Source organism: Salinibacterium sp. 10G20-15 (assembly GCF_057365065.1).
In genome coordinates, this window is sequence record NZ_CP195118.1 from 1,674,842 (window position 1) to 1,695,898 (window position 21,057).

At 62.9% G+C, this 21,057-nt stretch carries 21 protein-coding genes; 14 read left to right on the top strand and 7 right to left on the bottom strand.

Annotated features, from left to right (window positions below):
• Positions 1 to 15 precede the first annotated feature (15 nt).
• Positions 16 to 789, bottom strand: a complete 774-nt coding sequence (locus tag ACR3YK_RS08020) for an IclR family transcriptional regulator (RefSeq protein WP_486174377.1) — start codon at positions 787 to 789, stop codon at positions 16 to 18.
• A gap of 182 nt (positions 790 to 971) precedes the next feature.
• On the opposite strand from ACR3YK_RS08020, the gene ACR3YK_RS08025 reads away from it, so the two are divergent.
• The 10 genes from ACR3YK_RS08025 to ACR3YK_RS08070 all read left to right on the top strand — a co-directional run bounded on the left by ACR3YK_RS08025 (position 972) and on the right by ACR3YK_RS08070 (position 12,745).
• Positions 972 to 1,730 carry an MIP/aquaporin family protein gene (locus ACR3YK_RS08025; protein ID WP_486174378.1) on the top strand — a complete coding sequence of 253 codons (759 nt, stop codon included), beginning with the start codon at positions 972 to 974 and terminating at the stop codon, positions 1,728 to 1,730.
• Entirely contained in the window at positions 1,730 to 2,728 is a 999-nt protein-coding gene (dhaK, locus tag ACR3YK_RS08030; protein ID WP_486174379.1) for a dihydroxyacetone kinase subunit DhaK, read from the top strand. Before ACR3YK_RS08025 ends, dhaK begins: the two co-directional genes overlap by 1 nt.
• Before the next feature lie 5 nt (positions 2,729 to 2,733).
• Positions 2,734 to 3,375, top strand: a complete 642-nt coding sequence (gene dhaL, locus ACR3YK_RS08035) for a dihydroxyacetone kinase subunit DhaL (protein ID WP_486174380.1) — start codon at positions 2,734 to 2,736, stop codon at positions 3,373 to 3,375.
• A gap of 2 nt (positions 3,376 to 3,377) precedes the next feature.
• Positions 3,378 to 4,154, top strand: coding sequence for a dihydroxyacetone kinase phosphoryl donor subunit DhaM (gene dhaM, locus ACR3YK_RS08040; protein WP_486174381.1), 777 nt, complete (start codon positions 3,378 to 3,380; stop codon positions 4,152 to 4,154).
• A 146-nt stretch (positions 4,155 to 4,300) separates the two neighbouring features.
• Positions 4,301 to 5,515, top strand: coding sequence for a cell division protein PerM (locus ACR3YK_RS08045; protein WP_486174382.1), 1,215 nt, complete (start codon positions 4,301 to 4,303; stop codon positions 5,513 to 5,515).
• A gap of 9 nt (positions 5,516 to 5,524) precedes the next feature.
• On the top strand, positions 5,525 to 6,109 hold the full coding sequence (gene purN / locus ACR3YK_RS08050) for a phosphoribosylglycinamide formyltransferase (RefSeq protein WP_486174383.1): 585 nt from the start codon (positions 5,525 to 5,527) through the stop codon (positions 6,107 to 6,109).
• Between the two features lie 5 nt (positions 6,110 to 6,114).
• The gene (gene purH / locus ACR3YK_RS08055; RefSeq protein ID WP_486174384.1) at positions 6,115 to 7,716 is read left to right on the top strand and encodes a bifunctional phosphoribosylaminoimidazolecarboxamide formyltransferase/IMP cyclohydrolase; all 1,602 of its coding nucleotides are present in this window, start codon (positions 6,115 to 6,117) and stop codon (positions 7,714 to 7,716) included.
• A gap of 49 nt (positions 7,717 to 7,765) precedes the next feature.
• On the top strand, positions 7,766 to 8,965 hold the full coding sequence (gene ddaH / locus ACR3YK_RS08060; RefSeq protein WP_486174385.1) for a dimethylargininase: 1,200 nt from the start codon (positions 7,766 to 7,768) through the stop codon (positions 8,963 to 8,965).
• Between the two features lie 271 nt (positions 8,966 to 9,236).
• Positions 9,237 to 10,943, top strand: coding sequence for an ABC transporter ATP-binding protein (locus tag ACR3YK_RS08065; protein WP_486176395.1), 1,707 nt, complete (start codon positions 9,237 to 9,239; stop codon positions 10,941 to 10,943).
• Entirely contained in the window at positions 10,940 to 12,745 is a 1,806-nt protein-coding gene (locus ACR3YK_RS08070) for an ABC transporter ATP-binding protein (protein ID WP_486174386.1), read from the top strand. Before ACR3YK_RS08065 ends, ACR3YK_RS08070 begins: the two co-directional genes overlap by 4 nt.
• Here ACR3YK_RS08070 and ACR3YK_RS08075 read toward each other — a convergent pair.
• The gene (locus ACR3YK_RS08075; protein ID WP_486174387.1) at positions 12,742 to 13,053 is read right to left on the bottom strand and encodes an MGMT family protein; all 312 of its coding nucleotides are present in this window, start codon (positions 13,051 to 13,053) and stop codon (positions 12,742 to 12,744) included. The two genes, ACR3YK_RS08070 and ACR3YK_RS08075, sit on opposite strands and share 4 nt — an antisense overlap.
• Before the next feature lie 73 nt (positions 13,054 to 13,126).
• Entirely contained in the window at positions 13,127 to 13,579 is a 453-nt protein-coding gene (locus ACR3YK_RS08080; protein ID WP_486174388.1) for a GNAT family N-acetyltransferase, read from the bottom strand.
• Positions 13,580 to 13,684: 105 nt separating this feature from the next.
• Between ACR3YK_RS08080 and ACR3YK_RS08085 the strand changes: the two genes are divergently transcribed.
• The 4 genes from ACR3YK_RS08085 to ACR3YK_RS08100 all read left to right on the top strand — a co-directional run bounded on the left by ACR3YK_RS08085 (position 13,685) and on the right by ACR3YK_RS08100 (position 17,511).
• Positions 13,685 to 14,899 carry an NADP-dependent isocitrate dehydrogenase gene (locus ACR3YK_RS08085; protein WP_486174389.1) on the top strand — a complete coding sequence of 405 codons (1,215 nt, stop codon included), beginning with the start codon at positions 13,685 to 13,687 and terminating at the stop codon, positions 14,897 to 14,899.
• Between the two features lie 223 nt (positions 14,900 to 15,122).
• Positions 15,123 to 15,974, top strand: coding sequence for an NAD-dependent epimerase/dehydratase family protein (locus ACR3YK_RS08090; RefSeq protein WP_486174390.1), 852 nt, complete (start codon positions 15,123 to 15,125; stop codon positions 15,972 to 15,974).
• A 128-nt stretch (positions 15,975 to 16,102) separates the two neighbouring features.
• Entirely contained in the window at positions 16,103 to 16,597 is a 495-nt protein-coding gene (locus tag ACR3YK_RS08095) for a pyridoxamine 5'-phosphate oxidase family protein (RefSeq protein WP_486174391.1), read from the top strand.
• A 35-nt stretch (positions 16,598 to 16,632) separates the two neighbouring features.
• Positions 16,633 to 17,511, top strand: coding sequence for a Rieske (2Fe-2S) protein (locus ACR3YK_RS08100; protein WP_486174392.1), 879 nt, complete (start codon positions 16,633 to 16,635; stop codon positions 17,509 to 17,511).
• Here ACR3YK_RS08100 and ACR3YK_RS08105 read toward each other — a convergent pair.
• The 4 genes from ACR3YK_RS08105 to ACR3YK_RS08120 form a co-directional block, all read right to left on the bottom strand.
• Complete coding sequence (locus tag ACR3YK_RS08105; RefSeq protein WP_486174393.1) at positions 17,508 to 18,020, bottom strand: DUF805 domain-containing protein; 513 nt, start codon at positions 18,018 to 18,020, stop codon at positions 17,508 to 17,510. The genes ACR3YK_RS08100 and ACR3YK_RS08105 overlap by 4 nt on opposite strands.
• A gap of 193 nt (positions 18,021 to 18,213) precedes the next feature.
• Positions 18,214 to 19,722 (bottom strand): FAD-dependent oxidoreductase, encoded by a 1,509-nt coding sequence (locus ACR3YK_RS08110; protein ID WP_486174394.1) that lies wholly within the window; start codon positions 19,720 to 19,722, stop codon positions 18,214 to 18,216.
• Positions 19,719 to 20,579: an FAD:protein FMN transferase gene (locus tag ACR3YK_RS08115; RefSeq protein ID WP_486174395.1), complete on the bottom strand. Its 861-nt coding sequence runs from the start codon at positions 20,577 to 20,579 to the stop codon at positions 19,719 to 19,721. The genes ACR3YK_RS08110 and ACR3YK_RS08115 overlap by 4 nt, the downstream gene beginning before the upstream one ends.
• Entirely contained in the window at positions 20,563 to 21,003 is a 441-nt protein-coding gene (locus ACR3YK_RS08120) for an FMN-binding protein (protein WP_486174396.1), read from the bottom strand. Before ACR3YK_RS08120 ends, ACR3YK_RS08115 begins: the two co-directional genes overlap by 17 nt.
• Positions 21,004 to 21,057 lie beyond the last annotated feature (54 nt).

Sequence of the window (21,057 nt, forward strand, 5' to 3'; positions counted from 1 at the left end):
CGCTGTGGCCGGGGACTAGTCGTCGAGGGGGCGGCGCACGACGGGCGGTGGCCAGGCGGTGAAGCCGAGCTCGCGAGAGATGTTGCGCGCGGTCTCGCGGAGCACGTTCAGCACGTTGTCTTCTGGCGGCCATTCGCTCGACGGCATCACGACCGCGACGGCGGCGATGACGCTGCCATTGCGGTCAGCGATCGGTGCCGCGATAGACGATTCGCCGAGAACGGCCTCGTCTTCCTCCGTGGCAATGCCGCGATCGGCAATCTGGGCAAACTGCAGAGTGAGTTTGGAGGGGTCGGTGATGGTGTCCCCGGTGAGGCTACGCAGGGGGGTCTCAAAAAGCTGGTCCGCAGCATCCGCGTTGTAGGTCAGCAAGATTTTGCCGAGGGCTGAGGCGTGCACGGGAATCGAGAGCCCGGTTTCGGGCATTTGCTCGCTGCCATCGGGCCGGCTGTTGTGGTGGATGACGATGACTTCGTCAAACAGCTCAGCACCCAAGCGAACGGCGAGCCCCGTGCGCCGCGAAAGTTCTTGGGTCCAGCGCATGGCTCGCGCCCGTACGTCGAGGGTGTCGAGGTACACGTTCGAGAGTTTGAGTAGAGCCGGGCCGAGCATGTAGCGGTTGCCGTTGGGCTCTTTGGCGACCAGGCCGTGGGCCTGCAGCGACTTGACGATGCCGTGGACGGTCGAAGGCGGGAGTCCGAGATGGCCAGCGAGCTCGGTGATTCCGAGATGGCGCGCGCCCTGAAGTGATGAGAGCACTTGTGCTGCTCGATCAATCGATTGGATCAACGCTGTTCCCCGTCGGTAGGCCGGTATTCATTATGTCTGCAGTCGGCGTTTACTTTCGCCGCATCGCCGCTTGACAAGATGATAGTGAACGTAGCATATTCGACATTATCGAATAACGTTCCGATATTACGGAATGTGGCGACACCCGGTCGCGTGAATAAATCGAGTTCAAAGGAGAACTAATGGATGAGAACAAGCAGTGGCAGAAGCTAGCTGCAGAGTTTCTAGGAACCGCTTTTCTTGTATTCGTCGGTGTCGGCTCCGTGCCTGCGACCTTCATCCTGAATGGCGACGAGCCCTTCACGATGGCGAGCCTCGGAATCATTTCCTTCGCCTTCGGACTCATCGTTGTCGTCACGGTGTACGTGTTCGGATACATCTCCGGCAACCACATCAACCCGGCCGTCACTTTGGGTCTCGCCGTCTCCGGCAAGTTCCCCTGGCGTGAAGTTCCTGGCTACCTCGTGGCTCAGCTTCTCGGTGCTATCGCCGGTGCCTTCGCAATCGTCGGTGTTCTCGGCCAAGCCGCGGTAGACGCCGGCTTGGGCGTTGCCGCCTTCAACCCAGACACGATCCCCGTCGGCCAGGCATTCTTCGCCGAGTTCATCGGAACGTTCATCCTCGTATTCACCGTCTTCGGCGTTATCCACCGCAAGGCAGCTCCCGGCTTCGCCGGACTCGCGATCGGTTTCGTCGTCTTCGCCGCCATCATTCCTGTTGGCCCGATCACCGGCGCCTCCATCAACCCGGCCCGCACCGCCGGCCCGATGCTCGTTCAGCAGATCATGGGCGGCCAAGTCGCATGGGAGCAGCTGTGGGTTTACCTCGCCGCTGAACTGCTCGCCGGCGTACTCGCAGCCCTCGCGTTCGGCTTCATTTCGAAGACCGCCGCAGACAACACCACCCTCACCGAGGCACTCACGGAAGAGAAGGCCAAGTAATGAAGAAACTGATCAACACCCCCGAGTCGGTACTCGCCGACGCGCTCGCCGGAATCGACGCCGCGCACCCCGAGCTCAAGGTCGACCACGTCAACCGCGTGATCTACCGTGCAGAATCCACCCGCGCCGGCAAGGTCGCTCTGATCTCCGGTGGCGGCTCGGGTCACGAACCGCTACACGGCGGCTTCGTAGGCTTCGGGATGCTCGACGCTGCGTGTGCTGGCGAAGTCTTCACCTCGCCCACCCCCGACCAGATGCAGGAAGCCACCAAGGTCGCTGACTCTGGTGCTGGCGTACTGCACATCGTCAAGAACTACACCGGCGACGTCATGAACTTCGAGATGGCCGCCGAAATGGCGGAAGCCGAAACCGGAGTGAAGGTGGCTTCGATCGTCGTCAACGACGACGTTGCCGTTCAGGACTCGCTCTACACGGCAGGCCGCCGAGGCGTTGGCCTCACCGTTCTGCTTGAGAAGATCGTCGGCGCAGCAGCTGAAGAGGGGCAAGACCTCGCCGCGGTCACCGCACTGGCCCACCGCGTCAATGACTCCGGTCGTTCCATCGGGATGGCTCTCACGAGCTGCACCGTTCCCGCGGCAGGAAAGCCGACCTTCGACCTGCCCGACGACATGATGGAAATAGGCGTCGGCATCCACGGAGAACCCGGTCGCCACCGCGAAAAGCTGGCGGATGCCGCCTCCATCGCCAAGCAACTGGTCGACCCGATCCTTGCCGACATGGACTTCACAGGCTCACCCGCCATTGTGATGATGAACGGTATGGGTGGAACCCCGCAGATCGAGCTGTACATCATGTACAACGAGGTCGCGAAGCTGCTGAAGGCCGCTGGCGTTGAGGTTGTGCGCAACCTCGTCGGTGACTACATCACGAGCCTCGACATGGCTGGCTGCTCGGTCACCATCCTCAAGGCTGACGAAGAAATGTTGAAACTATGGGATGCCCCGGTGAACACCGCCGGGCTCCGCTGGGGAGTCTAAGAACTATGTCTACAAGCACCATCACTCTCGACCAACTGATCGCCTGGCTTTCGCGTTTTCGCGATCTCGTGACCGAGAAGCAGAGCTACCTGACCGAACTTGATTCGGCCATCGGCGACGCTGACCACGGATCGAACATGACCCGCGGAATGAGCGCAGTAATCGAGAAGGTTGGTGCTGCACCCGCGACCGCCGCCGACGAACTGCTCAAGTCAGTAGGAATGACTTTGGTTACCTCCGTCGGCGGCGCGAGCGGCCCCCTCTATGGCACGCTCTTCTTGCGCATGGGCGTCAACGCTGGCCCCGTCACCGAACTCGACGGAGCAGCCTTCGGCACCGCTCTGCGGGCCGGTCTCGACGGCGTCGTGGCGCGCGGCAAGGCCGAAGCGGGCGACAAGACCATGTTCGACGCGCTGTCTCCGGCACTGGATGCGTGGGATGCTGCCGTCGCTGGCGGCGCCGACATCAGTGCTGCGGCATCCGCGGCTTTCGCTGCCGCCGAAAAGGGCCGTCTTGCGACCGAGCCTCTCGTTGCCCGCAAGGGTCGCGCAAGCTACCTCGGAGAACGCAGCGCCGGACACCTCGACCCCGGTGCCACCTCGAGCACGCTGTTGCTCCAGGCGCTCGCCGAAACGGTAGCGAGCTGACCATGATCGGCATTGTGGTGGTGAGCCACAGCCCTGCGCTTGCGCGGGCCGCTGTGGATCTTGCCTTAGAAATGGTGGGGGAGACCCCGCCGCCGATCGCCATTGCGGCCGGTGCCGGTGACGGCATCATCGGTACGGATGCCGTGAAGGTTGCCGAGGCAATCGACGAGGTTGCCAGCGGAGAAGGCGTTCTCGTCTTTATGGATCTCGGGTCTGCGGTGCTCAGCGGCACCATGGCCACCGAGTTCATGACCAAGAGCGACGAAGTTCGACTGACGGATGCTCCCTTCGTTGAGGGTCTCATCGCCGCGATTGTGCTGGCTAACGCTGGTGCTTCGCTCGACGAGGTCGACCGCGAAGCCCGGGGCGCTATGGGCCCGAAGCAGAGCCAGCTCGCCGATCAGGGCGGGGCTGTGCCTGCGGCAGAAAGCGAAAATTCTGCCTCGGATGCTGCGCCTGCGGTAGCCGCTGCGGCATCCGCTGCTGATGGCCCAGCGGCGCTGACCGCGGAAGCCACACTTGTGAACCCCGACGGGCTGCACTCTCGCCCGGCCGCGGCGATCGTTCAGACGCTTGCGGGCATCGACGCGAAAGTGACGATCCGCGACGTGACGACGGGCAAGGGCCCGATTGCCGCGAACAGTTTGATCGGAATCATGTCGCTCGGCGCCAAGAAGGACGAGGTTGTCGCGTTCTCGGCAACCGGCGCCGCAGCCCAGCAGGCAATCGATACGCTGCTGGAGATGACGCGAGACGGCTTCGGCGAACTCGCGAGCTAATAGCGTTCACGCGCTCACTCACAGAAAGCCCGCCGAGATTCGTTCTCGGCGGGCTTTCTTCGTGCGGGAATCTCCGCCGTGAGATCGCCGCTTTGCGGTAGGCCGCAGCGCGCTTGTGGGTGCTGCGGGGTACTCTCGGCAACGACATGAATCGCCAGCTCACTCTCCTCTTCGCCGCCCTTGAGGCGTTGCTCGTTGTCGCTATTGGGATTGCGATTCCGCTGGTTCCGCTGACGCTGCTGTGGGGCATCCACTACGGTCTGGCGATTGACTGGACAGTGTTCTGGCGCACGGCGGTCGACATTTGGCTCGTCGGTCACGGCACCGACATTACCGTCGTGCTCGATCCGGCAGTGGCGAGTTCGGTCGGCCTTGCCGCCGCGAGCACTCCCGTCACGATCACGATGGCGCTCTTGGGCTTTGCCCTGCTCACTCTTCTCTTGGGGGTGCGCGCTGGTCGCCGCGTCGCCGAGACTTCGCATGTGCTGTTGGGCACGCTCGCGTCCCTTGCGACGTTCGGGTTAGCGTCGCTCGTACTGACGCTGTCGGCGCTGCACCCGGTGGCGCGTCCCTCGCTCTGGCAGGGCACTCTATTGCCGACCCTCGTCTTTGCGCTCGGCCTGCTGATCGGCAGCCAGATCGTGTCGGCAAGCAATCCCGTTTCTGGGGGCATCCGTCGCTGGATCTCTGGATGGCCGGCTCACGTGCGCACGATTGTCTCGACCTCCCTGCGCGGCGGCGCCATCGCAGCTGCCGGATTGTTTGCGGTCGCTTCGCTCATCACGACGGCGGCGATTGTCACGTCGTTTGCCGACATCATCACGCTTTACGAAGGGCTTCACACCGAGGTGTTGGGTGGTGTCGCGGTCACGATCGGCCAACTCGCTCTTCTCCCCAACGTCGTCATTTGGGCGGCGTCGTGGCTCGTCGGCCCCGGCTTTGCGATCGGCACCGGCTCTGCGGTCTCACCGCTTGCGACAACCCTCGGGCCTATTCCGGCTATTCCACTGTTGGGCGCCCTGCCCGGCGGAGATTTTGCTTTCGGTTTCGTGGGGCTGCTTGCTCCGATCGTGGTGGGCTTCTTGGTCGCTGCCGTTCTTGGCCCGCGCATCGCTGGCGAACTTCGTCGCCGCGAGCTGGCGATAGTGGCGCTGGGAATCGGTGTCACGGCCGCGGTGATTGTGGGCGGGCTGGCGTGGGCATCCGCGGGTTCAGCGGGTCCTGGCCGTTTGGTGGATGTCGGCCCTCAGCCCTGGATCGTAGCCGCGTGGGCTGCGCTTGAGTTCTCGGTCGCGGCGGGGCTCGGACTCATGGCAGCAGCTCGTCCGGAGCGCGCTGACGATGGGTTCACTGAGCGCTAGGCTGGGTGGGTGCTCACACTCGTTGTCTTGATCTCTGGGGGCGGGTCTAACCTCGCTGCCCTGCTCGAAGCGGCCGAGAGTGCCGACTTTCCCGCTCGTGTCATTGCCGTCGGTGCCGACCGGGCTGCGGACGGTTTTGATCACGCCGAGCACTACGGCATCCCGACCTTCTCGGTGGCGCTGTCAAACTTCGAGAATCGCGACGCGTGGGGCGATGAGCTGCTCGAGCAGATTCAGTTCTGGAACGCCGACCTCGTGGTGCTGAGCGGCTTCATGAAGCTGTTGCCGCCGCGCGTTGTTGAAGCGCTCTCGCCCAACATCATCAACACGCATCCGGCGTACCTTCCCGAGTTCCCGGGAGCGCACGCGGTTCGCGATGCTCTTACGGCGGGGGCAACCCAGACCGGTGCCAGTGTTATCAAGGTCGACAACGGTGTCGATAGCGGTCCGATCATCGTGCAAGAGCGCGTCGCGATCGAGCCGGGGGATACCGAAGAACACCTGCATGCTCGCATCAAGCCGGTGGAACGGCGCTTGCTTGTGCAGACGATCGAAGACATTGCCACCAATCGCATCAACCTAAAGGAACTCTGAATCCCATGAGCGGCCCCCGTCACAATCCTGCCGATTTCCGCGAACGTAATGTCGTTCCGATCCGCCGCGCGCTTATCTCCGTGAGTGATAAGTCGCGACTTCTCGACCTTGCCGGCGCGCTTGCCGACGCGGGCGTCGAACTCGTCTCGACCGGTTCGACTGCGAAGACGATTGCTGAAGCGGGCTACGACGTCACCGAGGTATCGAGCGTTACCGGGTTCCCCGAGTCGCTCGACGGTCGCGTCAAGACGCTGCACCCCGGCGTGCACGCCGGCATTCTGGCTGACCTCCGCCTCGAATCGCACGAAGCTCAGCTCGCTGACCTCGGCATCAAGGCCTTCGACCTCGTGGTCGTGAACCTCTACCCCTTCGTCGAGACCGTCGCTTCGGGTGCCGCTCCCGCCGACATCGTGGAGCAGATCGACATCGGCGGCCCCGCCATGGTGCGCGCTTCGGCCAAGAACCACGCCAACGTCGCCATCGTCACAAGCCCCGACAGCTACGACGAGATCATCGCAGCCGCCGCGGGCGAGGGCACGACCTTCGCGCAACGTTACGCGCTCGCTTCGCAAGCCTTTGCGCACACCGCCGCCTATGACACCGCGGTGTCGCAGTGGTTCATGACCGGCGCTCTGTTGGGCGACGACGCTGCCGCGGCATCCGTTCCCACTACGCCGGCGCACCTCGCCATTGCTGCCGACCAGCTCGCCGTACTCCGCTATGGCGAGAACGCTCACCAAGAAGCAGCCCTCTACGGTGTTGCTGCTCAGCCCGGAATCGCTCAGGCCACGCAGCTCGGTGGCAAAGAGATGTCGTACAACAATTACGTGGATGCCGACGCCGCTTTGCGCGCCGCTTTCGACCACGACACTCCCGCTGTTGCGGTCATCAAGCACGCTAACCCGTGTGGAATCGCCACTGCGGCCAGCATCGCAGAAGCCCACGTGTTGGCGCACGCCTGCGACCCCATCTCGGCCTACGGCGGAGTTATTGCGGCCAACGGAATCATCACGAAGGCTGCAGCAGAGTCGATCGCCCCGATCTTTACCGAAGTTGTCGTTGCTCCCGGCTTCGAGCCTGAAGCACTCGAAATCTTGAAGGCTAAGAAGAACCTGCGCTTGCTGCAGCTGCCCGAGGGCTACGCCCGCGACAGCCGCGAACTGCGCCAGATTTCGGGCGGCATGCTCGTGCAAGAACTCGACGCGCACTTCTCGCCGGCGTCGGCGTGGACGCTCGCTGCGGGCGACGCCGCCGATGCGGAGACTCTTACTGACCTTGAGTTTGCGTGGCGTGCAGTGCGCGCAGTGAAGTCGAACGCTATCTTGCTTGCCGACGGCGGAGCATCCGTGGGTGTCGGTATGGGGCAAGTGAACCGTGTTGACTCGTGCCAGCTCGCAATCTCGCGTGCCGGTGACCGGGCCAAGGGTTCGGTTGCCGCCAGCGACGCGTTCTTCCCCTTTGCTGACGGACTGCAGTTGCTGCTCGATGCCGGTGTTCGGGCCGTCGTTCAGCCTGGTGGCTCCATTCGCGATGAAGAGGTCATTGCGGCAGCGATCGAAGCGGGCGTGACGATGTACTTCACCGGAGAGCGCCACTTCTTCCACTAGAAGTCGGCGTTCGGCAAACGCGGAGATTGCTGCAGATAAGTTTGGGCGCATGATCAGTGTAAGAACGCGTCTCGGCGCAGCTTTTGTTTCTGGACTCGCCGTTGCCGGCACCGTGTACCTCGCAACCGGGTTGGCGTTCTTCACGGCGAACGGTGCCGCGGCCGAGAACCTTCCGGCGATTGCCGAGTACTTCTTGCCGATGGCGCTCGTGCTGTTCGTGTTGTACTCTCTGGCGGCGGCGCTGGAGATCAACCGGTTCTGGTACACCGCTGCGGTCACGGGCCTTGTGCTGGGAATCGCGGCGGCATTCTTCGGAACCGCACTGGGGATCATCGCGACAGGGGCCGAGTGGAACCCCGAGGCAGTGACTTTCATCTTGGCCAGTCTGCTGGGCACCAACCTCATCTTTGTCGTTGCCACCATCATCGCTGCTGTCACGGTTGGTCGTCGTGTCTGGCGAGCAATTGCCCGGCCTGTTCACCAGCCGCCTACCCTCACCGCTCTGGTTCGTGCGCCGTCGTCTCGTATGGCCGACGGCGAGCTCACGCACCGTGACCGTGTTCCCGTCGACGCCGAACTCGCGGATGCTCAGTGGGAAGGCTATGTCGCAGCGCTTCAGGCCAACGGCTTCGAGACCATCGAGGTACCCGCGGCTGATGAGCTTGCCGACTCGGTCTTCATCGAAGACACGGTCGTGATGTTCGGCGAGGTTGCCGTGCTCACGAGCCCCGGCGCCGAAAGCCGCCAGCCCGAGATCGATGCGGTTCGCGTCAGCGTCACCGATTTAGGTCTCGAGCTTCGCGAAATCACCCAGCCAGGCACCCTCGACGGTGGCGACGTTCTCAAGGTCGGGTCCACGGTTTACGTGGGTCGCGGCGGTCGCACGAACGCGGAGGGCATCCGCCAGTTGCGCGCGATCGTAACCCCCCTCGGCTACACCGTGATTGCGGTACCGGTGGAGAAAGTGCTGCACCTCAAGAGTGCCGTCACGGCTCTTCCCGACGGTACTGTCATTGGGTACCCCGATCTCGTCGACAATGTCGACCTCTACGATCGTTTCTTGGCCGTTCCTGAAGCCGAAGGTGCCGCTGTTGTGGTGCTGTCGGACGATGCAGTGCTGATGTCCTCGTCGGCGCCGAAAACGGCGGCGCTCATCGAGGACCTCGGATATCGCGTCGTGACTGTTGACGTGTCAGAGTTTGAGAAGATGGAGGGCTGCGTCACGTGCCTCTCCGTCCGCCTTCGCTGAGTTGAGACTCTGTCAAAAAATTAGCTTCTAACGATTGTGGTTAGGCCGGAGCAGGCATATTCTAAAAGGCTGTCTGCTTCGCGTCAGGTTGACGAATTGCAGCGGTTCACGGTCGCGCCGTAGCGGCCCGCAGTAATCACGATCACCGTTCGCGGTGATCCCTTTTCGTCAAGGAACCACGTTGTCTCACGAGTCTGTCCAGCCCCCGCGCGCTAAAGCCGTGGGTACCTTTGCGGCTATCCGCCGTGTCTACCCGTACGCCAAACCGGCGATGCCCCACATCTATCTCGGCATGGCCGCTGCGCTTGCGGCAGGCATCGTTGCGCTGCTGATCCCACAAGTGCTGCGCTCGCTCGTGGATGGTCCGCTGCAATCGGGGAACTCCGCCGAGATCTGGCCCGCTTTCTTCATCGTGCTGGGGTTGGGAATTCTTGAGGCGGTCATGATTGCGCTGCGCCGCTACTTCGTGCTCACGCCCGGAACCCACGTCGAAGCACGCATGCGCAACACGCTCTACATGACCCTGCAGCACTTGCCGGTGAGCTTCCACGATCGCTGGCCTAGCGGGCAGTTGCTGTCGCGCGCCGTGAGTGACCTGAGCCTTATCCGCCGGTGGCTGTCATTCGGGCTCGTGCTGCTCGTCGTCAACGTGCTCACGATCATCGTGGGGTTGATCTTCCTCGTCAATATCTCCTGGATTCTCGGCGTGATCTTCATCGTCACCTCGATTCCGCTCTGGATCTACGGCTACGTATTCGAAAAGAAGTACTCGATCGTGGCTCGCCGCAGTCAAGACCAGACCGGAGACTTGGCAACAGCCGTTGAAGAATCGGTTCACGGCATCCGTGTTCTCAAGGCATTCGGTCGCGGCAAGCACGCGCTCGTTGGATTCTCGGCTCAGGCCGAGAGCTTGCGCGGCACCGAGATTGAGAAAGCTCGCGCCATCGCAGGCATCTGGTTGTGGCTGTTGCTTGTACCCGACGTCATGTTCGCCCTCGGCCTGCTGGGCGGCGTCTGGCTCGTTGTTGAAGGAAACATCTCGGCCGGCGACCTTGTCGCGTTCTTCGCGACCGCGACCGTATTGCGCTTCCCCGTGGAATCGATCGGCTTCTTGCTCTCGATGACGTTCGACGCGCGTACCGCTGCCGACCGCTTCTTCGAGGTGATGGACTCCGACAACCCCATTACGGATCCGGAGAACCCGGAAACGATCCCGCACAGCGAAGGTCGCCTCGAGTTTTCGAACGTGCACTTTCGCTACCCGGATTCGCCCGCGAACGTTCCCGACCTCGTCAACGGTGTCGACCTCAGCATTGAGCCGGGGGAGACGATGGCTCTTGTCGGTCTCACCGGTTCGGGCAAATCCACCATCACGGCCCTCACGACACGGTTGTACGACGTGACAGAAGGCTCGATCAGTATCGACGGCGTCGACATCCGCAACCTCACTCTGCTGGAGCTGCGTCGTCACCTGGCAATGGCGTTCGAGGATGCCACGCTGTTCTCGTCGAGCGTGCGCGAAAACGTGCTCATGGGGCGCCCCGACTCGAGCGAAGAGCAATTGCGTGAAGCGCTCAGCATTGCGCAGGCCGACTTTGTTTACGACCTACCAAACGGCCTCGACACCCTCGTGGGCGAAGAAGGCTTGAGCCTCTCGGGCGGTCAGCGTCAGCGCCTCGCGCTCGCTCGCGCCGTTGCGGCGAAGCCCGCGGTACTCGTGCTCGACGACCCGCTCTCCGCGCTCGATGTGGACACGGAAGCGCTCGTCGAGGCAGCGTTACGCAAAGTGCTGAGCTCCACCACGGCACTCATCGTTGCTCACCGGCCATCGACCGTGATGCTCGCCGACAGGGTTGCTCTCCTCGAAGATGGCAAGGTCACCGCGGTCGGAAAGCACTCCGACCTGCTCGCGACGAGCGAGCATTACCGTTACGTCATATCCAGTCTCGAAGAAGAAGAACAGGAGGTCAGCTCATGAGCGTGATAGGAACCTCCGGCGAAGAGCGTAACGACTACACCAAGGATGAGAGCCGCCAGATTCGTCAGCGTTCGCTGCGACTGCTCGGCTCGCTGATTGCACCGCTGCGCGCCCGCGTGATTCTCACAATGGTTGTCGTTGTCGTGAGCACCGCCGCTCAAGTTGCGGGGCCCGCACTGATCGCCTTCGGCATCGACCGTGCTCTGCCGGCGCTTATCGACGGCGATGCTCTGCCCCTTGGCCTCACGGTAGGCGCCTACCTGCTCACGGGCATCGTTGGCGCCTCCATGATCGCCTGGTACACCGTGCTCAGCGCACGCGTGAGCCAAGCGATTCTGTTCGACCTGCGCAAGCGCGTGTTCCTGCACACCCAGCGGTTGAGTCTCGAATTCCACGAGAGCTACACCTCAGGCCGCATCATCGCGCGCCAGACCAGCGACCTCGATGCGATTCGCGAACTGCTCGACTCGGGCATCAACCAGCTCGTTCAGGGTGCGCTCTACATGGGGTTCATCGCCATCGCGATGTTCTCGCTCGATTGGGTCAGCGGTGTGATTCTGTTCTGCGCCCTCGTGCCGCTGGGCTTCCTCACCCGCTGGTTCCAGTTGCGGTCGCAATTGCACTTCCGCGAGACGCGCACCACCTCGGCCAAACTGATCGTGCACTTCGTTGAGACCATGACCGGCATCCGTGCGGTCAAAGCCTTCCGCAAGGAAGAGCGCAACCGCGAACAGTTCGGTGGGCTCGTCGAGAACTACCGGGATGCCAACGCCCGCGTCATCCAACTGTTCGGAATCTTCGACCCGGGCCTCGTTCTCATCGGAAACGTCGCCCTCGCAATGATTCTGCTCGTGGGTGGACTGCGGGTGTCGACCGGAGACCTCGCGATCGGTGCCCTGCTCGGTGCGCTGCTGTACGCGCGTCAGTTCTTCGCTCCGGCGCAAGAGATGGCGATGTTCTACAACTCGTACCAGTCGGCGGCTGCCGCGCTCGAGAAGATTTCGGGAGTGCTCGAAGAGCGCCCGACGGTTGCTGACCCCACGACGCCCATCGATCTGCGCAAGGCCAAGGGCACCGTGAAGTTCGACGGCGTGGAGTTCGCCTACAACTCAGAGAAAGTAATTCTGCCGAAGTTCGATCTTGAGCTGCCGGCCGGTCAGACGGTCGCGATGGTGGGAACAACGGGTGCGGGCAAATCTACGCTCGCGAAGCTCATCTCGCGGTTCTACGACCCCAGCCAGGGCACGGTGTCGCTCGACGGCGTTGATCTGCGCAAGCTGCACCCGAAAGACCTGCGCCGCGCGATCGTCATGGTCACACAAGAGGCGTACCTGTTCTCGGGCAACGTGGCCGACAACATCGCCCTCGGTAAGCCCGATGCCACGCGTGATGAGATCGTCGCGGCCGCAAAGGCGGTTGGCGCGCACGAGTTCATCGAAGCGCTACCCAACGGCTACGACACCGACGTGAACAAACGGGGAGGTCGCGTGAGCGCGGGGCAGCGACAACTGCTGTCGTTCGCGCGCGCGTTTATCGCCGATCCCGTGGTGCTGATTCTGGATGAGGCAACCGCGTCGCTCGACATCCCAAGCGAGCGACTCGTGCAGGCCGGTCTTCAAACGCTGCTCGCCGATCGCACCGCTGTCATCATTGCGCACCGTCTCTCGACGGTCGCGATTGCTGACCGCGTGCTCGTGATGGAACATGGTCGCGTGATCGAAGATGGCAGCCCGCAAGAACTCATCTCGGGCTCCGGCAAGTTCGCGCAATTGCACGCGGCCTGGCGTAACTCGCTCGTTTAGGGGTGGTGCCGCGCTAACCGCAGGTTGACGCGGTACCCGCCGTCGGGCATCCATCTCAGCGGCGTTGATTCGGCCTCGTAGTGCACGAGTGCTCGATCTTCGTGACTGACGGGTGGATGCCCGCCCGAACGGATGACGCGCCACCACGCCACCTCGGAGCCGTAGCGAGCCATCACGGTGCCGACAGCGCGCGCGGCTCGCGAGCCGATCGTGGCAGCCACTTCGCCGTACGTCATCACGCGCCCGGGTGGGATGGATTCAACAACCTCGAGCACGCGGCTCACGAAATCGTCGCTGGGAGCGGGCATCGTGAGCGTTCAGTCACCGAGCGTCAGGGTGGCGAGCGAGAGTGCGGGAAAGAAGCAGGGGAGAGGTCACGCTCTAGAGCGTGTACTCACCGAGCTTCTCGCCGTATTGGGTTTCGCCGACAATCTTGAAGCCCACCTTGAGGAAGAACTGCTCGGGGCCATCGTCGCCCTCTTCCCAAATGGCGGTGATGCGGTCGAAGCCGCGACTACGAGCTTCTTCGGCGAGAGCCTTGACCGCGAAGCGGCCGATGCCCTGACCCTGTTCATCACCGGCAACATTGACGCGCCAGATGCAGCTGCGGAACTCTTCTTGAGAAGCGTTGGGGTCGAAATTGCCGCGAACGAAGCCCACGACCTTGTCGCCGTCAACGACAACGCGAGGCCACGAGGTTAGCGGATCGATGAACGCATCCGCGATGGCGTACGAGGGCGGCGTGACGAATTGCTCTTGCCCCCGACGCAGCGAGAGGTTGTTGGCAGCCACGATGGTGCTTGCCGATAATTCTTCAAGTCTTAGCTCACCCATGAGTACAGGCTAACCCGCGGTAGACAGATGCGCCAAGGTATCTCGATGTCGAGATACTTGGGAAAAAGAGTAAACTGGAGGCGGCCACTAACTAAGGAGCAAAGCTTGTCCAAGATCAAGGTAGAAGGCACCGTCGTCGAACTCGACGGCGACGAAATGACGCGAATCATTTGGCAGCGGATCAAGGACACCCTGATCCACCCCTACGTCGACGTTAACCTCGAGTACTACGACCTCGGCATCGAAAGCCGTGACGCAACAGACGACCAGATCACCATCGATGCGGCTCACGCCATCCAGAAGCACGGTGTTGGCGTCAAGTGTGCAACCATCACCCCCGACGAAGCCCGCGTTGAAGAATTCGGCCTCAAGAAGATGTGGCGCAGCCCCAATGGCACCATCCGCAACATCCTTGGTGGCGTTATCTTCCGTGAGCCCATCATCATCTCCAACATCCCGCGACTGGTTCCGGGCTGGAACAAGCCGATCATCATCGGCCGTCACGCCTTCGGCGACCAGTACCGCGCCACCGACTTCCTCTTCAAGGGCAAGGGAAAGCTGACCGTGGAGTTCGCTCCCGAAGACGGCTCCGAGCCGATGAAGTTTGAGGTTTACGACGCCCCCGGCGACGGAATCGCTCAGGTTCAGTACAACCTTGACGACTCGATCGTTGATTTCGCTCGTGCAAGCCTCAACTACGGTCTCTCGCGCAACTACCCCGTGTACCTCTCGACGAAGAACACCATTCTCAAGGCCTACGACGGTCGCTTCAAGGACATCTTCGAAGAGGTGTTCCAGACGGAGTTCAAAGAGAAGTTCGACGCTGCCGGCCTCACCTACGAGCACCGCCTCATCGACGACATGGTCGCCTCGGCCATGAAGTGGGAGGGCGGGTACGTCTGGGCCTGCAAGAACTACGACGGCGATGTTCAGTCCGACACCGTAGCTCAGGGCTTCGGCTCGCTCGGCCTCATGACCTCCGTTCTGGCCACGCCAGACGGAAAGGTTGTTGAAGCAGAGGCTGCCCACGGCACCGTGACGCGTCACTACCGCCAGCACCAGCAGGGCAAGCCCACCTCCACGAACCCGATCGCGTCGATCTTCGCCTGGACGCGTGGATTCGCTCACCGTGGCAAGCTCGACAACAACCAAGAGCTCATCGAGTTCGCGGCAACGCTCGAAGATGTTGTCATCAAGAGCGTCGAAGCCGGTCACATGACCAAGGACCTTGCGCTGCTCGTCGGACCGGACCAGACGTGGGAAACCACCGAAGAGTTCCTCGACACGCTCGACAAGAACCTCGCTGCTCGACTCGCGTAGTCCGCGTAGTCTGCGTAGTCTGCGTCTCACGCGGTAACTGACTGGCGTACGCCACGACGTTCACGAAGGGCCCGAAAGCTTCGGCTTTCGGGCCCTTTGCGTTGGCACACACGCGGGAAAACACCCAGCTCGCTCTGGCTATTCTTGAGCGGCGGGTGCTGTGCGGTGCTCGCTTGTGCACCACGCGGCAGCGTGCCGCGTGGTGCATCGGGAGGAGACAATAGTGACCGTAGTCATGGCCGGATGTGGTGACTTAGGGATCGAAGCAGGGCTCCGCTTTGCAGCGTTGGGGCACTCTGTGCTGGGCCTACGGCGTTCGATCGAGAAGTTGCCGCCCGAGATCACTGGGCAAGCGGTCGATTTGTCTGCGCACGTGCCCACGCTTCCCTCGGACACGAGCATCGTCGTGATTGCGGTCAGTCCCGATCAGCGTACGCGCGAGGGCTATCGCGCGACCTACGTCGACAGTGTGCGGAACATCGCCGCTGCTATCGAGAGAGACTGCGCGGCTGCACCGAGAGTCATCTATGTCTCGTCGACCGCCGTTTATGGTGTCAGCGACGGCTCCTGGGTCGACGAATCTACACCGGCGACGCCGACGACGGAGACAGGGACCGTGTTGCGGGAAGCCGAAGAGTTGTTGCTCGAGAGCGTCGCTAATTCGACGGTTCTTCGCTTGGCAGGCATCTACGGGCCCGGCCGCACCCGACAGATCGACCGCATCCGTGCCGGGGTTGAGACTTCAACGCCCACCCCCTACTTCACCAATCTGATCCATCGGGATGACGCCGCAGCGGCCATCGTGCGCCTCGCGACAATGTCCTCCTCGCCCGCCAGTATCTATATCGGCGTCGATGATGAGCCGGCCGATCAGCGCGAGGTCATCGAGTTTCTCGCTCGCAGTATCGAGCAACCCATTCCGCTCGAACGTGCAGGCGGAACCACCGATGGCAAGGGCAGCGGTAAGCGCTGTCGCAACGCGCTACTGAAAAGCACAGGCTTTTCGTTTACCCATCCGAGTTACCGCGACGGGTATGCGGCAGTGCTCGCGGGGGAAGGCACTCGTCATCGTTGACGTCGCTCGCAGAAAAGGAACTCGTCGCTCTCATCTAACGTTCGGCTAGCACTCGGCCAGTGTTGAGGATCGCTCCCTAGCGTCGAAGCGCAGCACAACTGCGCAACCGTCGACGAATTGGAGACACAATGTCATCTCACAGCCACGCAACAGCAGACCAGCTCGACACCATCCGCTCCATCATGAAGAGCACGCGAATTGCGATGCTGACCACGGTCGCCGCGAGCGGTGCTCTGCACAGCCACCCCATGACGGTTCAGCAGGCTGAGTTCGACGGCGACTGCTGGTTCCTTGCCTCCGACACCGCGGATGCCGTGCAGCAGCTTCAGGCCCACCCTCACGTGAACGTCTCCTACTCGGGCTCCTCGCAGTGGCTGTCGCTCGCCGGCACCGCCGAAGTCGTGCGCGACCAAGCGAAGAAGTCGGAGCTGTGGGGTTCGTTCACCGACGCGTGGTTCGAGGGCGGAGAGACCGACCCCTCGGTCGTCTTAATTCACGTCAAGAGCGAATCGGCTCAGTACTGGGAGAGCCCGGGCAAGGTCGCAACTCTCGTTGGCGTCGTTGCCGCGAAGGTAACCGGAGACGAGCCTCAGACTGGCTCCTCTGAGTCGGTCACGGTCTAACTTTCTCAACCGCACCCGCAAGAAACGAGGATCCGATGAAACGACTGCCCGTATTACGAAACGTTGATCGCCTCGAGGAGGCGGCGTCGCTTGATCCCGCCGTCGAAAAGACGCGCGGCGTCGTCGATGCAATTCTTCGCCCGCGGTGGTTGCGAGATGTACTTCATGGCGTGCCGATGGGGCACCCCGTGCATCCGCTGGGCGTGCATGTTCCCCTCGGAGCGTGGATCTCGGCCGGAGTGCTCGACGCCGTGCCCGGCACCGAACAAGCATCGCGTGCCTTAGTCGGAGTCGGAGTGCTGGGCGCAAGCGGCACGGCCGTCGCTGGCTTTGCCGATTGGTCGCAGCTGGACGAGAAACAGCAGCGCGTGGGCATCGTGCATGCCGCGGTCAATGTCGTGGCCACGGGTCTCTTCGCGGCGTCCTTCGTGCAGCGCTCCCGCGGAAAGCACACGAGCGGCAAAGTGCTGAGCTATGCCGGGCTCGCGATCGCTTCGGGTGGCGGCTACCTTGGTGGGCACCTGACCTATCGGCAGGCCGCGGGCGTCAGTCACGCGCCGGATGTCGAAGCCACCTTCCCCAGCGGCTGGCAGCAGTTAGCGCCCCTCACTGATTTGCCCGAGGGTGCTCTCGAGAAGCGCGTCGTTGCCGGCACCGAAGTTGTGGTCTTCCGTCGGGGTGAGCGGGTCTCGGTGCTCTCCAACACCTGCAGCCATCTCGGGGCCGAGCTTCACGATGGCTACGTCGTCGAGGACGATTCCGCTCCGGGCGGTGCGTGTGTGGAATGCCCCTGGCACCAGAGCGCATTCTCGCTCGACACGGGTGAGGTCATCCACGGTCCGGCGACGAGTCCGCAACCGCGCTTTGAGAGCCGCGTCGTCGACGGCACGGTCGAAATTCGCTTGCCGCGCTAGTCGAACCGAATGCCCTCAGGGGCTGAACTGCGCAGGGCGAGCCCCAGCACAATGATGGCTCCCAGCGGGAAGAGGGCAAAGAACGCCCACCCGCCGGAAAGGTTCGAATCGTGGAGGCGCCGAACAATAATCGCGATTCCCGGGATCGCGGTCAGCAGCACCCAGCCTCCCACTATGAAAGCGAGAGCGACGAGCACCGGCGAATTCGCGGTCGTAGCGTCGCTCCAACTCGCGATGCTCAGAGTGGGATAGACAAGCGAGCCGAAGGGGCCAAAGTTGAACGCATCACTCAGCGGACGACCTACGATCATCAGCGGGGCGACGACTTGAAGGGTCGCAACCACGACGATGTTCACGAGCATCCACCACCAGTATTCGCTGCGACTGGCACGACCGCGCATCCGGAACGATCGATCGAAGAACCGGCGCATCGCCACCCGCATCGACGCTCCGGGCAGCGGGGCGCTCTCGGGGTCTAGCGTGAGCGCTGCCGCGGCGGTGGAGGTCATGCCCTCAGCTTAGGTGAGCGGTTGTCGTTGTGAAAGGGGAGCGATGCCGAGGCCGCCTACGTCGGCGACGCGGGCGCTGGCATGTGCCGCAACTCGTGTCACAACTCGCTCTCAACGCTGTGCGGGCGCTGAGCCTTAAGCGTCGTTTACGCGGCTCACCACGCTCAACCGCGGAGCGCGTGCAGGCGCCGAGCTAGTAGCCCGAGAAATAGTCGGTGTGGATGCGGCGGGTGCCGTGTGCTCGCAACGTCGCCTTCAAGTCGTTGACGAGCGCGGGCGGGCCTGAAAGGTAAGCCCGGCGGTCGGCCAGATCGGGCACGAGTGCGGAGAGAGCATCGCCGTTCAGGCGCCCCTCGCTGCCGAGAACCCAGCCCGCCGGAAGGGCATCGGCGGGCTGCGGCCCGAACACGATGACGCGCACACCGGCCTTGGTGAGAACATCGGTGAAGGGCAGCGGTGCCGAGCTCGAGGTGGCGTAAATGACCACAATGTCACGCTCTTCGTCGTGACGGTGAGCGTGCGCGATCTGGCTCGCAAAGGGCGTCATGCCGATGCCGCCCGCGACGAGCAAGAGCGGCTCGCTCGCTTTACGGGGGAGTACAAAATCGCCCCAGATTCCCGTCGCGTTCACTTGAGAACCCCGCGGCAACGCCACGAGGGCAGCCTTGAAGCTGCTGGATTTCTCGGCGACCGTGAACGTCACCGACAGGGTGGCCCCGGCATCCGGTGCTGACGAGATCGTGAAGTAGCGGCGCACTCCGCGGAAGTCCGGAGAGGAGTGCGGCAGCGACAGCTCGATGTACTGGCCCGCCCGAAAGAGGATCGGGCGGTGCGGGGCAAAAGTGAGTTGCCACGTTCCGGGAGCGATCTCGTCGGTCTCGGTGAGCGACATCCGAATGGTGCGGCGCTGGGTGAACGCGAACGCCACGAGGTTGCCGATGAGCAGCGCCAGCAATGGGTCGCTGTAGAAGTTACCGATCGAGAACGGGATGGCGAAGAGCAGGGCGATGAGCACAGCGAGGCTGAGGCGTTGCCAGCGTCGCGGCGGCAAAGTGAGTGGTTCGCTCAGCATGAAGCCGGCGAAGAAGATCATCTGAGATGACAGGAACGTGAAGCTGAGCGCCTCGGTCAGGTCGCCACCGTTAGCGAGCGTGAGCGCAATGCGGATGCCAGCCGCGACTACCACGAAGGTGAGCCCGAGATCGAGGCGTTGCGTGCGGTAGAGGATGAGGAATGCAGCGATCAGAACGACCGGCTGTAGCCACGGGGTTCCGACCCACCACGTCGGAAAGCCGAGCGGCACAAAGAGGAACACGTACGCGCCCAGTGCCGCTGGGTTGAAGATATGGCGCCCACGGAATGCAAGGAGAAACTTGGATGCCGCGGCGATAGTTGAGGCCAGCGCAATGGCGAGGAGCCCAGCCAGTTGCAGGCTTGGCGCCATGATGAAGAACACGAGCAGCCCCGTGATGAGCGACGATTCGAGGTGCGCTCGCTGACCCACGATGCGGGCGCCGAGCCAACTGGCGCCGTAACTAAACGCGACCGCAACCGGCAAACTGGCGAGCAGCGCGAAGGGGTCAGGCGAGACGAGGCCGACGAACGCGAGCGCGACCGACACGACAGCGAGTACGGCGAGACTGCCGAGCACCAACTTGTACATGGCGACGGCGCCGAGGGTTCGATCGAGCCAACGTTTCATAGAAATACTTCTCCGGTGAGGTATGCCGAGTGCTCGACTCGGCCGGTTGAGTGCATCCGCACCCACTGAAAGTCGAACTCGGCTTCGAGCTCCGCCGGCTCGGCAAAGAACAGTGCTGTGGCGAGGCCGTCGGCCTCAAGGGCAGTGCGGGCGATCGCCCACGTTGCGATAATGCGGTCGGTGGGCAGTCCGGTGCGGGCATCCAGAATGTGGTGCAGCCCGGCCCACGCTCGGCGGTTGGGGGCCGAGGCGCAGATCGCTTCGTTGCTCACCGTCACCACGCCAATCGCTTTGCTGGTGTCGAGCGGATGCTCCAGCGCGACCCGCAATTCGCCAGCGCCGCGATGCAGAATATCTCCGCTCGCATCCACCGTGCTGGTGGTGACTCCGTACTCGGCGAGCACCTCGGCCACGAGATCGACGAGGTAGCCCTTGCCCGCGGCGCCCACATCGAGCACGGCCGGGGTGAGTGTGGTGAGCGCACTGCCGGTCCAGCTGATGGCTTCGCTCCAGTCGGGAACGCGCGTGCGAGTGGAGGCAGGCTGCAGCGAGTAGGTGCGGTCGTAGCCGAGCTCTTCCAGAGCGCGGCCCACGAGCGGACTGAGGGCACCGTTCGTCGCGTCGTAAAGACGACGGTAAAGCTCAAACAGCGGGGGAGCATCCGCCGGAAACGTGTAGGTGCCGGGCGTGCGTGCGATCGCGGCGACGAGGGAGTCGTCGCGAAACCGTGAGTAGGTACGGTCGAACAGCTCGATTCGGTGCGCTACGGCAGCCTCTACGTCAGAGCCGAGGGGCTCCGCGGTGTCGATCTGCCAGGGCGCACCGATGGCATCAAACTGTTTACTCGGCGAGGGCATCAGCCTTGATCGCGTCGACAGCCTTGTTGAAGCCACCGCTCGTGAGCGAGGAACCGGCTACCTTGTCGACGGAAAGCTCGTCGATGTTCTTGCCCACGACTTCGTCGGCAATTCCGTCGATGAACTCGCCCTGAAACTGGATCGAGTTGGGGTTCTCGCCGTAGCCGACGACCGTGACGTCGGTGACGGTGTTGCTTTCGAGGGTGAGGGTGACATCCACCTTCTCGGCGCCGTTGGGGGAGGTGTAATCGCCCGACTCCGTGTAGGTGCCATCGGTGTAATCGGTGCCGGTTCCGGCGTCGGGGACTGTGGCATCCGTTGTGCTGCTGCTCGTGCTCGGCGACGAGCAAGCGGAGAGTGCACCCACGAGGGTGACACCGGCAAAGAGGGCTACGGCGGTCTTGTTGTCGGTGAGGTTACGCATGGGGCTCCCAGAGGTTGTCGAGTGTTCAGTATGCCCGAGTATCCCTGACGAGAA

Coding starts and splice junctions, on each gene's coding strand:
- ACR3YK_RS08025 (WP_486174378.1), top strand. CDS start 972: ATGGATGAGAACAAGCAGTGGCAGAAGCTAGCTGCAGAGTTTCTAGGA.
- dhaK (WP_486174379.1), top strand. CDS start 1,730: ATGAAGAAACTGATCAACACCCCCGAGTCGGTACTCGCCGACGCGCTC.
- dhaL (WP_486174380.1), top strand. CDS start 2,734: ATGTCTACAAGCACCATCACTCTCGACCAACTGATCGCCTGGCTTTCG.
- dhaM (WP_486174381.1), top strand. CDS start 3,378: ATGATCGGCATTGTGGTGGTGAGCCACAGCCCTGCGCTTGCGCGGGCC.
- ACR3YK_RS08045 (WP_486174382.1), top strand. CDS start 4,301: ATGAATCGCCAGCTCACTCTCCTCTTCGCCGCCCTTGAGGCGTTGCTC.
- purH (WP_486174384.1), top strand. CDS start 6,115: ATGAGCGGCCCCCGTCACAATCCTGCCGATTTCCGCGAACGTAATGTC.
- ddaH (WP_486174385.1), top strand. CDS start 7,766: ATGATCAGTGTAAGAACGCGTCTCGGCGCAGCTTTTGTTTCTGGACTC.
- ACR3YK_RS08065 (WP_486176395.1), top strand. CDS start 9,237: ATGCCCCACATCTATCTCGGCATGGCCGCTGCGCTTGCGGCAGGCATC.
- ACR3YK_RS08070 (WP_486174386.1), top strand. CDS start 10,940: ATGAGCGTGATAGGAACCTCCGGCGAAGAGCGTAACGACTACACCAAG.
- ACR3YK_RS08075 (WP_486174387.1), bottom strand. CDS start 13,053: ATGCCCGCTCCCAGCGACGATTTCGTGAGCCGCGTGCTCGAGGTTGTT.
- ACR3YK_RS08080 (WP_486174388.1), bottom strand. CDS start 13,579: ATGGGTGAGCTAAGACTTGAAGAATTATCGGCAAGCACCATCGTGGCT.
- ACR3YK_RS08095 (WP_486174391.1), top strand. CDS start 16,103: ATGTCATCTCACAGCCACGCAACAGCAGACCAGCTCGACACCATCCGC.
- ACR3YK_RS08100 (WP_486174392.1), top strand. CDS start 16,633: ATGAAACGACTGCCCGTATTACGAAACGTTGATCGCCTCGAGGAGGCG.
- ACR3YK_RS08105 (WP_486174393.1), bottom strand. CDS start 18,020: ATGACCTCCACCGCCGCGGCAGCGCTCACGCTAGACCCCGAGAGCGCC.
- ACR3YK_RS08110 (WP_486174394.1), bottom strand. CDS start 19,722: ATGAAACGTTGGCTCGATCGAACCCTCGGCGCCGTCGCCATGTACAAG.
- ACR3YK_RS08115 (WP_486174395.1), bottom strand. CDS start 20,579: ATGCCCTCGCCGAGTAAACAGTTTGATGCCATCGGTGCGCCCTGGCAG.
- ACR3YK_RS08120 (WP_486174396.1), bottom strand. CDS start 21,003: ATGCGTAACCTCACCGACAACAAGACCGCCGTAGCCCTCTTTGCCGGT.